The organism is Falsiroseomonas algicola (assembly GCF_011040385.1).
GTDB lineage: Bacteria > Pseudomonadota > Alphaproteobacteria > Acetobacterales > Acetobacteraceae > Falsiroseomonas > Falsiroseomonas algicola.
In genome coordinates this window covers 579,478-590,631 of record NZ_JAAIKB010000003.1, presented here as the reverse complement: position 1 = coordinate 590,631, position 11,154 = coordinate 579,478, and the positions used below count along the sequence as shown (strand labels likewise).

The 11,154-nt window shown below is 68.9% G+C and carries 7 protein-coding genes and 2 tRNA genes; all 9 read right to left on the bottom strand.

Annotated elements, in window-relative coordinates; genetic code table 11:
- Window positions 1–135: 135 nt before the first annotated feature.
- Window positions 136–207, bottom strand: a tRNA-Val gene (locus tag G3576_RS11340).
- A gap of 91 nt (window positions 208–298) precedes the next feature.
- Window positions 299–574 (bottom strand): HU family DNA-binding protein, encoded by a 276-nt coding sequence (locus G3576_RS11335; protein WP_092960779.1) that lies wholly within the window; start codon window positions 572–574, stop codon window positions 299–301.
- A 285-nt stretch (window positions 575–859) separates the two neighbouring features.
- Entirely contained in the window at window positions 860–3,280 is a 2,421-nt protein-coding gene (lon, locus tag G3576_RS11330) for an endopeptidase La (RefSeq protein ID WP_164694481.1), read from the bottom strand.
- A 226-nt stretch (window positions 3,281–3,506) separates the two neighbouring features.
- Window positions 3,507–4,763 (bottom strand): ATP-dependent Clp protease ATP-binding subunit ClpX, encoded by a 1,257-nt coding sequence (gene clpX, locus G3576_RS11325; protein WP_164694480.1) that lies wholly within the window; start codon window positions 4,761–4,763, stop codon window positions 3,507–3,509.
- A 211-nt stretch (window positions 4,764–4,974) separates the two neighbouring features.
- Window positions 4,975–5,619: an ATP-dependent Clp endopeptidase proteolytic subunit ClpP gene (gene clpP / locus G3576_RS11320; protein WP_164694479.1), complete on the bottom strand. Its 645-nt coding sequence runs from the start codon at window positions 5,617–5,619 to the stop codon at window positions 4,975–4,977.
- Between the two features lie 312 nt (window positions 5,620–5,931).
- Window positions 5,932–7,278 (bottom strand): trigger factor, encoded by a 1,347-nt coding sequence (gene tig / locus G3576_RS11315; protein WP_164694478.1) that lies wholly within the window; start codon window positions 7,276–7,278, stop codon window positions 5,932–5,934.
- A gap of 243 nt (window positions 7,279–7,521) precedes the next feature.
- Window positions 7,522–7,603: transfer RNA gene (locus tag G3576_RS11310), tRNA-Leu, on the bottom strand.
- Between the two features lie 50 nt (window positions 7,604–7,653).
- Window positions 7,654–8,745 carry a class I SAM-dependent methyltransferase gene (locus tag G3576_RS11305; protein ID WP_164694477.1) on the bottom strand — a complete coding sequence of 364 codons (1,092 nt, stop codon included), beginning with the start codon at window positions 8,743–8,745 and terminating at the stop codon, window positions 7,654–7,656.
- Window positions 8,746–8,768: 23 nt separating this feature from the next.
- The gene (locus G3576_RS11300; protein WP_164694476.1) at window positions 8,769–11,144 is read right to left on the bottom strand and encodes a 1-deoxy-D-xylulose-5-phosphate synthase N-terminal domain-containing protein; all 2,376 of its coding nucleotides are present in this window, start codon (window positions 11,142–11,144) and stop codon (window positions 8,769–8,771) included.
- Window positions 11,145–11,154: the final 10 nt, after the last annotated feature.

The window sequence follows — 11,154 nt, the reverse complement described above, 5'->3', positions numbered from 1 at the left end:
CGCAGGTCGCTTCTCTCCGCCTCGTCCGGTGGCTCAAGGGACATCGCCCGTTGCGGGCCGCGCTGCGCGGCGGTGCCGCGCAGGTCGCTTCTCTCCGCCTCCGGCGGATTCCTCCTTGCCTGCGGCAAGGAGGAATGGGCGCTGACGGGATCGAACCGCCGACCAACTGCGTGTAAAGCAGCCGCTCTACCTCTGAGCTAAGCGCCCGCAGCGCGACCCCTACGACAGCCGCGCCCAAACGAAAAGGGGCCGGTCCCTGCGGACCAGCCCCCTCGCCGCTTCCCGATGACGGGAAGGCTTAGTTCACGGCGTCCTTCAGGCCCTTGCCGGCCTTGAAGCGCACCGTCGTGGAGGACGGGATCTTGATCTCCTCGCCCGTGCGCGGGTTGCGGCCCTTGCCGGCCTTGCGCTTGGACGTCGAGAAAGTGCCGAAGCCGACCAGGCGCACTTCGCCGTCCTTCTTGCTCAGCGCCTTGGTGATCGCGTCGAAGACCGCATCCAGCACATCGCCGGCCTTCGCCTTCGGCAGATCGCCGGCCTCGGCAACAACGGCGACCAGATCCTGCTTGTTCATGTGGGACCCCCCTTCAGGTTCCTGTGTGACGACATCCGATGGCAGGCCGGCACGACTCTGCCGGCGCCTCGCGGGCACACTAGGAGCCCGCTTTCCGCGACGTCAACGCCACGGCCGCCGCAAAATGGCGGTTATCCGCCATTCCTGAACGGTGTGCGACGCAAAACCCACGCACCGCCTGCGTCCCGGACGGCATGGTGAGCCAAATCTGAGACCAGCCCACAAAACAAGCGAAGGGCGCGCACCGTCGCCGATGCGCGCCCCCCGTTCAGCAGCCCGGCAGGGTCAGTGCGGGCGGACGCCCGACCCATCCCCCGCGGCGCCGGTCGCCGCCGCGGGCGGCGCCTCCGGCGGCTCTTCCCAGGTGATCGCCTCCGGCGCCCGCACCAGCGCCTTGGCGATCACCTCATCCACATGGCTGACCGGCAGGATGGTCAGCGCCTTCTTCACGCTCTCCGGAATCTCGGCGAGGTCCTTCTCGTTCTCCTTCGGGATGAAGACCGTGGTGACACCCGCACGCAGCGCCGCCAGCAGCTTCTCCTTCAACCCGCCGATCGGCAGCACCCGGCCACGCAGCGTGATCTCGCCCGTCATCGCCACATCCTTGCGGACGGGAATGCCCGTCAGCACGGAGACGATGGAGGTCGCCATCGCGATGCCGGCGGAAGGCCCATCCTTCGGCGTCGCGCCTTCCGGCACATGCACGTGGATGTCGCGCTTCTCGAACATGGTGGGCTTCAGGCCGAAGCTGGGGGAGCGGCTGCGGACGTAGCTCATCGCCGCGCTGACGCTCTCCTGCATCACGTCGCCGAGCTTGCCGGTCGTCTTGGTCGCGCCCTTGCCAGGCACCACGACCGATTCGATCGTCAGGATCTCGCCGCCCACTTCCGTCCAGGCCAGGCCGGTGACGACACCGACCATGTCCTCCGCCTCGGCCTCGCCGTAGCGGAACTTCCGCACGCCCGCGAACTTGTCGAGGTTCTTGACCGTGACCGCGACCTTCTTCGCCTTCTTGGAGACGATCTCCTTCACCGCCTTGCGGGCGATGCCGGCCAGCTCGCGCTCCAGGTTGCGCACGCCCGCTTCCCGCGTGTGGTAGCGGACCATGTCGCGGATCGCGTCCTCGCTGATCGTCCACTCGCCGGCCTTGAGGCCATTGGCCTCGCTGACCTTGGGGATCAGGTGGCGCTTGGCGATCTCGACCTTCTCATCCTCGGTGTAGCCGGGGATGCGGATGATCTCCATGCGGTCCAGCAGCGGCTGCGGCATGCGCAGGCTGTTGGCGGTCGTCACGAACATCACGTCCGAGAGGTCGTAATCGACCTCCAGATAGTGGTCGTTGAAGGTCGCGTTCTGCTCGGGGTCCAGCACCTCCAGCAGGGCGGAGGACGGGTCACCGCGCCAGTCGGCGCCCAGCTTGTCGATCTCGTCCAGCAGGAAGAGCGGGTTGGAGGACTTCGCCTTCTTCATGCCCTGCACGACCTTGCCGGGCATGGAGCCGATATAGGTCCGCCGGTGGCCGCGCACCTCCGCCTCGTCCCGCACGCCGCCGAGCGACATGCGCACGAAGTTCCGCCCCGTCGCCTTGGCAATCGACTTGCCGAGCGAGGTCTTGCCGACGCCGGGCGGGCCGACCAGGCACAGGATCGGGCCACGGATCTTCGGGCTGCGGGACTGGACCGCCAGGTACTCGATGATCCGTTCCTTGATCTTCTCGAGCCCGTAGTGGTCGGCGTCCAGCACCTTCTCCGCCGCCTCGATGTCGTTGCGGATCTTGGTCTTCTTCTTCCAGGGGATCGAGAGGATCCAGTCGAGGTAGTTGCGCACCACCGTCGCTTCCGCGGACATAGGCGACATGGTCTTGAGCTTCTTCAGCTCCGCCATCGCCTTGTCGCGGGCTTCCTTGGTGAGCTTGGTCTCCTTGATCTTCTTCTCGAGCTCGGCGGTCTCGTCCTTCCCGTCCTCGCCCTCGCCCAGTTCCTTCTGGATCGCCTTCAGCTGCTCGTTCAGGTAGTACTCGCGCTGCGTCTTCTCCATCTGCCGCTTCACGCGGCTGCGGATGCGCTTCTCCACCTGGAGGACACCGATCTCCGATTCCATGTGGGCGAAGACGCGCTCGAGCCGCGGGCCGACGCCCACGATCTCCAGCAGCTCCTGCTTCTCGGCGATCTTCAGGTTCAGGTGGCTCGCGACGGTGTCGGCCAGCTTGGCCGGCTCCTCGATCTGGTTGATCGAGACCAGCACCTCCGGCGCGATCTTCTTGTTGAGCTTGATGTACTGCTCGAACTGCGCGACCACGGTGCGCGCCAGCGCCTCCAGCTCCCGCGCCTCGGTCGCGGGGTCCTCGGCCACCTCGGCAAAGGCCTCGAAATAGGGATCGGTGCCCTTGTAGGCGGCGATCTTCGCGCGGCGGCCGCCTTCGACCAGCACCTTGACCGTGCCGTCCGGCAGCTTCAGCAGCTGCAGCACCGTGGAGACGGTGCCGACATTGTAGAGATCGTCGATGCCGGGATCGTCCTGCGCGGCGTTCTTCTGCGCGACCAGGAGGATCTGCTTGTCGTCGCGCATCACCGCTTCCAGCGCGCGGACGGATTTCTCGCGCCCGACGAAGAGCGGCACGATCATGTGGGGGAAGACGACGATGTCGCGCAGCGGCAGGACCGGAAGCAGTTCGCCGCGTGCGGGTTGGGTGGTATTGGCCGCCATATCGGACCTCACTCAGGACAGTCGGCGCAGGGTCCGCCCCCAGGGCGGTCCCACCACGGGGGCCCTGGTTATCGGCACGGGCCCCGGCGCCACGGGGTTGTCATCCAGATGGGTCCCCTGCCCCGCGGCCACAAGGCAGACCTGCCATCATGGCAGCGCCTGCCTGGCATGACCGCCGGCGCCGGCTTTTGGGGACCGGCCATCGGTCAGCATCGCCAGCGCCTGGTCAGGCGCTGGTCTGCTCGGCGGGGCGCTCGCCGTAGATGAACAGCGGGCTCGCACGGCCCTCCGCCACCTCGCGGTTCACCACCACCTCCTCCACGTCTTCCAGCCCCGGCAGGTCGAACATGGTGCCGAGCAGGATGCTCTCCATGATCGACCGCAGGCCGCGGGCGCCGGTGCGGCGCTGGATGGCGCGCGTGGCGACGGACCGCATGGCGTCCTCGGTGAAGGTGAGCTTCGCCCCCTCCATCTCGAACAGCCGCTGGTACTGCTTGACCAGCGCGTTCTTCGGCTTGGTCAGGATCTCGATCAGCGCCTTCTCGTCGAGGTCCTCGAGCGTGGCCACGACAGGCAGGCGGCCGATGAATTCCGGGATGAGCCCGAACTTCAGCAGGTCCTCCGGCTCCACCTCGCGCAGGATGGCACCCGTGCGGCGTTCATCCGGTGCACGCACCTCGGACCCGAAGCCGATGCCCGAGCCCTTGCCGCGCGCCGCGATGATCTTCTCGAGCCCCGCGAAGGCGCCGCCGCAGATGAACAGGATGTTCGTCGTGTCCACCTGCAGGAATTCCTGCTGCGGATGCTTGCGCCCGCCCTGCGGCGGAACGGAGGCGACGGTGCCTTCCATGATCTTCAGCAGCGCCTGCTGGACACCCTCGCCGCTCACGTCGCGCGTGATGCTGGGGTTGTCCGACTTGCGGCTGATCTTGTCGACCTCGTCGATGTAGACGATGCCGCGCTGCGCGCGCTCCACATTGTAGTCCGCGGCCTGCAGCAGCTTGAGGATGATGTTCTCCACATCCTCGCCGACATAGCCGGCCTCGGTCAGCGTCGTCGCATCGGCCATGGTGAAGGGCACGTCGAGGATGCGGGCCAGCGTCTGCGCAAGCAGCGTCTTGCCCGAGCCCGTCGGCCCGACCAGCATGATGTTGGACTTCGCGATCTCGATGTCGCCGGACTTCCCACCATGCGCCAGGCGCTTGTAGTGGTTGTGCACGGCGACGCTCAGGACCTTCTTCGCGTGGTCCTGGCCGATGACGTAGTCATCGAGCACCTTGCAGATCTCGCGCGGCGTGGGGACGCCGTCGCGGGACTTCACGAGGTGCGTCTTGTGCTCCTCGCGGATGATGTCCATGCACAGCTCGACGCACTCGTCGCAGATGAACACGGTCGGTCCGGCAATAAGCTTCCGGACCTCGTGCTGCGACTTGCCGCAGAACGAGCAGTACAGGGTGTTCTTCGAGTCGCCGGACTTGCTCATGCGCGCTCCGAAAGCCTCAAGCCCCGGTCGCCTGAAAGGCCGACGGCGCGGGACGCCCACCCCCCGGCTGGGGGGCAGCAACGGGTGAATGTAGCCCCACCCGAGGGCGGGGGAAAGATGTTCCGAAAATCAGGACAGAATGGCGACAGAAAGTGAACGAAGCCCGAAAGCTTCGCTCGCTTCGCCCAAAAACCGGAACCCTGGCGCGCGCTCAGCTCTTCGGCGCTTCCACGGGCGGGGCGGGGCGCTGCTCCACGACCTGGTCGATCAGCCCGAAATCGCGGGCCTCCTCGGCGGTCATGTAGGTGTCGCGCTCCATCTTCGCCTCGATCTCGGCCAGTTCCTGGCCGGTGTGGTGCACGTAGATCTTGTTCAGCCGCTCGCGCGTCTTGAGGATCTCGCGCGCCTGGATGGCGATGTCCGTCGCCTGGCCCTGCGCGCCGCCGGAGGGCTGGTGGATCATCACCTGGCTGTTCGGCAGGGCGTAGCGCTTGCCCTTGGCGCCCGCCGTCAGCAGCAGGCTGCCGGCCGAGGCCGCCATGCCGATGCACACGGTCGAGACCGGGCTGCGGATGTACTGCATGGTGTCGTACATCGCGAGGCCGGCCGTCACCACGCCGCCCGGGCTGTTGATGTAGAAGGCGATGTCCTTGTTCGGGTTCTCGCTTTCCAGGAACAGCAGCTGCGCGCAGATCAGCGACGCCACCTGGTCGTAGATCGGACCCGTGAGGAAGATGATCCGCTCCTTCAGCAGGCGCGAATAGATGTCATAGGCCCGCTCGCCCCGTGCCGTCTGCTCGACGACCATCGGGACGAGGGAGTTGTTGTAGATCTCGACCGGATCGCGGTCCCGCATGGTGGTCCCTTTCATGCCCCGCCGCCGGCGGGGCTGCAGCCATCGGGCAGGACGCTGGCGCGACCGACCCTCGAAGGCGATTCTCTACGATTGATATTAATGTGGGGAAACCAGGGCGACGCGCAAAGCCCCCCTGTTGCTGCATTTCCCCAACCACTTCCCGCCATCATCCAGGCGCGCGCAGATGGGATGCCGGCAACCCGAACGCAAGCGGGGCCGGCACCCCTGCAGGTGCCGACCCCGTTCATGCCCAAGGGCCCGCGATGCGCCCCGCGGGGTGCATCGCCAGGTCAGCAGGGAAGCCCTGCCCGCTCAGGCGGCCTCGCCCGCCTGCGCCGTCAGCTCCGCCGGCGTGATCGTCGTCTCGTTCACCTTGGCCAGCTCCAGCACGAAGTCGACCACCTTTTCCTCGAAGATCGGCGCGCGGAGGTTCTCGACCGCCTGCGGGTTCTTCTGGAAGAACTCGACGACCTGCTTCTCCTGACCCGGGTAGCGGGAGGCCTCCTGGCGCATCGCGGCGCCCAGCTCCTCGTTCGTCACCTGGATGTTGTTGGTGCGGCCGATCTCGCTCAGCAGCAGGCCGAGCCGGATGCGGCGCTCCGCGATGGCGCGGTAGTCGGCCTTCAGCGTGTCCTCGTCCTTGCCCTGGTCGTCGGCGTCGAGCTTGCCGGCCTTGAGGTCCTGCTCCACGCGCTGCCAGATCTGGGCGAACTCGCCATCGACCATGCCGGCCGGCACCTCGAAGCTCGCCCGCTCCGCCAGCGCATCCAGCAGCTGCCGCTTCACCTTCATCCGCGCCAGCGCATCGTATTCGCGCTGCAGGTTCTCGGTCACCGTCTTGCGCAGCGCGGCGACATCCTCGAGCCCCAGGCGCTTGGCGAACTCATCATCCACCGCGGGCAGCGTCTTGGTCTTGAGGGACTTGGCCGTGATGGCGAAGACCGCATCCTTGCCGGCCAGCTCGGCCGAGCCGTATTCGGCCGGGAAGCTGACGGAGATGTCCTTCTTCTCGCCCGGCGTCATGCCTTCCAGCTGCTCGGTGAAGCCGGGGATGAAGCCATCGCCCGCCACCTCGATCGGCATGTCGGACGCCGTGCCGCCCGGGAAGGGCTCGGCCAGGCTGCCATCCTCGTTCTTCAGGCGGCCTTCGAAGTCGCAGACCAGCACCTCGCCCTTGGCGGCTGGGCGGGCTTCCGCCACGTCCTCCGTGGTCGCGAGGCGCCCACGCATGGTGTCGAGGAAGCCATCGACCTCCGCATCGCCCGGCACCGCCTTCTGGCGGTCGAGCGTGATGCCGGCGAAGTCGGGCATCGGGATCTCGGGCAGCAGCTCCAGCTCGACCTTGTATTCCAGGTCCGCGCCGTCCGCGAAGTTCACCAGGTCCACCTTGGGCTGCATCGCCGGGCGCAGGCCGCGCTCCGTCAGCAGCTGGCGCATGGATTCGTCCACCGACTGCTCCAGCACCTCGCCGGACACGGCGGTGCCGTAGCGCTGCTTGACCACGGCCGCCGGCACCTTGCCGGGGCGGAAGCCGGGCAGGCGCAGGTCGGCGCCAAGTTCCTTCAGCCGCTTGTCACGGCGCTCCGCCAGGGTCGCCGCCGGAACGACGACCTGGAACGCCCTTTTCAGCCCCTCTGCGGGAAGCTCGGTGACCTGCATTTCGGACCTTCTTTATCCTGAGGGCGCCCCGGGCCATGGTTTCCCGGATGCGCGGCACGCTGGAAGCCCGCCCCCCTAGCGGCTTGGGGGCGCGGCGGCAATGGGGGGCTTGCACCAACGGGGGTTGGAGTGACCTGCGGCCGGCAAAGCCGGCCGAGGCGGCGAATGCGGCCCTCCGCCCGTGCAGCGAGCCAAGGCCGCGGATGCGGCCGCCCAGCGCCTGAGGGAAAGGCAACGAAATCATGCGGGCGGAGGGACTCGAACCCCCATGGCTTGCGCCACTGGAACCTAAATCCAGCGTGTCTACCAATTCCACCACGCCCGCGCCGCGCGCTGAGTAGCCCGCCCCCGCCCCTTCCCGCTACCCCCTTCCGGTCACGCCGGACGGCGGCAGACGAAGAGGTTGCTGACCCAGCGCTGGCGGTCCAGCCCGAGGAGTTGGGTATCCTCCCGCACCTCCAGCACCTCCAGCCCCGCCTCCCGCGCCAGCGCGAAGATCGTGGGCTGCGGCAGCACATGCATCTCGGTGGCCTTGGCCGGGCCGCTGGCCAGGTAGGGGCCGACGGCGAAGCCGTAGCCATCCTGGTGCGTCGGCACCTGGAAGATCGCGATGCCGCCCGGTTGCAACCCGGCGAAGCCCCAGCGCAGCAGATAGGCCATGACAGGCGGCGGGTTGTGCTGGAGAACGCCGCGGCTGATCCACCCGTCCCAGCCGCCGCCCGGCATGGGGGCCGTCACGCCCGCCTGGTGCCAGCCGAGATTGTCCACCACCCGCGCCCGTGCCTCCGCCGCCGCCAGCGCCAGATGCGGGGCGGAGATGTCGCACCCCGTCATCCAGGGGAAGATCCGCGCCAGCGCCAGCGTCGCCCGCCCCACGCCGCAGCCGAATTCCAGCACATGGCGGAGCGACCCGGGCGCGACGCCATGGCGCAGCAGCAGGCCCTCCACCAGGCGCGCATCCTCCGCGCCGGTGGCATAGAAGGCGTCGACCGTCGCCCCGATCTCCTCCGGGCGGAACCGCGCCTGGTTCAACACGGACCAATGCGGTGCCTGGCGCCCCGCCTCATCCCAGGCCCGTGCGGTCCGATCCAGCATGGCGCCCAGCGCCTCGTCACTCGCCGCCAGTTCGATCGGCAGCGCGGGCAGGGCGAAGGCGTGGCGCTGGGACGCATCCCGCTGGCGGCGGGCAGCGTATTCGTCGGAGTTCGTGAAACGGCGCAGCAGCGTGGCCGCCGAATCGGAACGGGCAAGGTGGGTGGCGACCACCGCCTCGCTCTCCGGCTCCCGCCCCAGCAGCAGGCGGTAGCAGGCCCGCACATCCGCTTCCGTCAGCGTGATGCCGGACGGGGCGCGCGGTGGCCGCGCCGGCGTCGCCACGCGCTCGGGCTCCAGCCGCGGGACCGCGGGTTGGGGCCGCACCGCGGCGCGCGGCGCGGCGGCGATCGGGCGGGGGACCGGCCGCACCACCCCGGGGGCCTTCCGCTCCCCGCTCATCGGGCCAGCAGCGCCGCGGCGCAGGCATCCAGGATGGCATCCGCCCCCAGCCCATAGGCGGCATAGAGGTCCGGGATATCGCCGGTCTGCCCGAAATGATCGACGCCGAGCGGCACCACGCGCTGCCCGCGCACCGCGCCCATCCAGGACAGCGCCGCCGGGTGGCCATCCAGGATCGTCACCAGCGCGGCGTCTCGCGCCAGCGGCGCCAGCAGCCGTTCCACCGCGCTGCCGCCGCCCCGGCGCCGTCCCTCCAGCCAGCCCTGGTGCAGCCGGTCGGGGGAGGTGATGGCCATCAGCCCCGCCCCCGGCACGTCCTCCCGCACCGCCTCGAAGGCTTCCAGCGCCTCCGGCGCCACCGGCCCCTGGTAGCAGATGGCGAGTTCCGCCCCCGAAGCCGGCGGCACCACCCAGTAGCCGCCCGCGACCACGCCTTCCGCATCCAGCCGGCGTTCCGGCTGCGCCAGCGCCCGCGTCGACAGCCGCAGCCAGACGGCGCTGCCATCGGGCTTCTGCATGTGGTCGAAGGCGAAGCGCATCAGCACGGCGAGTTCATCGGCATAGGCGGGCTCGAAGGCCACCAGCCGGTCCTGCGCCATGCCGATCAGCGGCGTGTTCACCGACTGGTGCTGCCCGCCCTCCGGCGCCAGGGTCAGGCCGGACGGCGTGGAGACCAGCAGGAAGCGCGCATCCTGGTAGCAGCCATAGATCAGCGCATCGAGGCCCCGGTTCACGAAGGGGTCGTAGACCGTCCCGATCGGCAGCAGCCGCGCCCCGTTCAGCGAATGGGACAGCCCCAGCGCGCCCAACAGAAGAAAAAGGTTCTGCTCGGCGATGCCGAGCTCGATGTGCTGCCCCTCCGGCCCCATCCCCCAGCGCTGCGCACTCGCCAGCTTGGCGTCGCGGAAGACGTCGTTCTTCAGGTGCCGGTCGAAGATGCCGCGCCGGTTCACCCAGGGGCCGAGATTGGTGGAGACGGTGACGTCCGGGCTGGTGGTGACGATCCGCTCCGCCAGCGGCCCGAACTCCCCATGCCCGCGGCCGATCTCGGCCAGGATCTCCCCGAAGGCGGCCTGGGTGGACATCAGCCGCCCCGGCGGGATGCGGGGTGCCGGCAGGCTGGCCGGCACGGGGATGGCGGGGGCCGACAGGGCGCGGCCCTCCGGCGCGATGGGCTTCGCGAAGGGCACCGAAGCGAGGAAGGCCTCGACCTCCGGCGCCGGGACCTCCAGCCCCTCGAAGCGGTCCCATTCATGGCCGTCGCGGATGCCCATGGCGGTCTTGAAGGCCGCCATCTGCTCCTTCGTCATCAGCCCGGCATGGTTGTCCTTGTGCCCGGCAAAGGGCAGGCCCATGCCCTTGATGGTGTAGGCGATGAAGCAGGTGGGCTGGTCGCCCGCCGCATCCTGCGCCCGGAAGGCTTCCGTCAGCGTCTCGATGTCGTGGCCGCCGAGGTTCGTCATCAGCGCGGCAAGTTCGTCGTCGCTCAGCGGGTCGATGATCGCCCGCACCCCCGGCACCCGGCCGAGATCGGCCAGCACGGCGTTCCGCCAGGCGGCGCCGCCCTGGAAGGTCAGCGCGGCATAGAGGCTGTTGGGGCAGTCATCGATCCAGCGGCGCAGCGCATCGCCATCCTCCCGCGCGAAGGCGGCTTCCAGCTTGCGGCCGTATTTCAGGGTGACGACGTTCCACCCCATGTCGCGGAACAGCCCCTCGATCCGGCCGAAGAGGCGGTCGGGCACCACGCTGTCCAGGCTCTGGCGGTTGTAGTCCACCACCCACCAGACGTTTCGGACGTCATGCTTCCAGCCCTCCAGCAGGGCCTCGTAGATGTTACCCTCATCCAGCTCGGCATCGCCGACCACGGCGACATGACGCCCGCCCGGGATCTCCGGCCGGCCGATGCCGTGCAGGCGCACGTAGTCCTGCACCAGCGAGCCGAAGGTGGTCAGCGCCACGCCGAGGCCGACCGACCCGGTGGAGAAATCCACCTCCGCCCCGTCCTTCACCCGGCTCGGATAGGGCTGGATGCCGCCGAACTGCCGCAGCGTCGCCAGCTTCTCCCGCTCCTGCCGCCCGAAGAGGTAGTTGATGGCGTGGAAGACCGGCCCCGCATGGGGCTTCACCGCCACCCGGTCCTGCGGGCGCAGCACCTCGAAGTACAGCGCCGCCAGGATGGAGACGGAGGAGGCGCAGGAGGCCTGGTGCCCGCCGACCTTCAGCCCGTCCCGGTTCGGGCGGATGTGGTTGGCGTGGTGGATCATCCAGGCCGAGAGCCACAGCAGCTTGCGCTCCAGCTGGTGCAGCACGCGCAGGCGATGGGAGTCCGCCAGGGGCGAGGCGTCCTGGCGGATCGGGCGTTCAGCGGTCATCCTCGCCTCC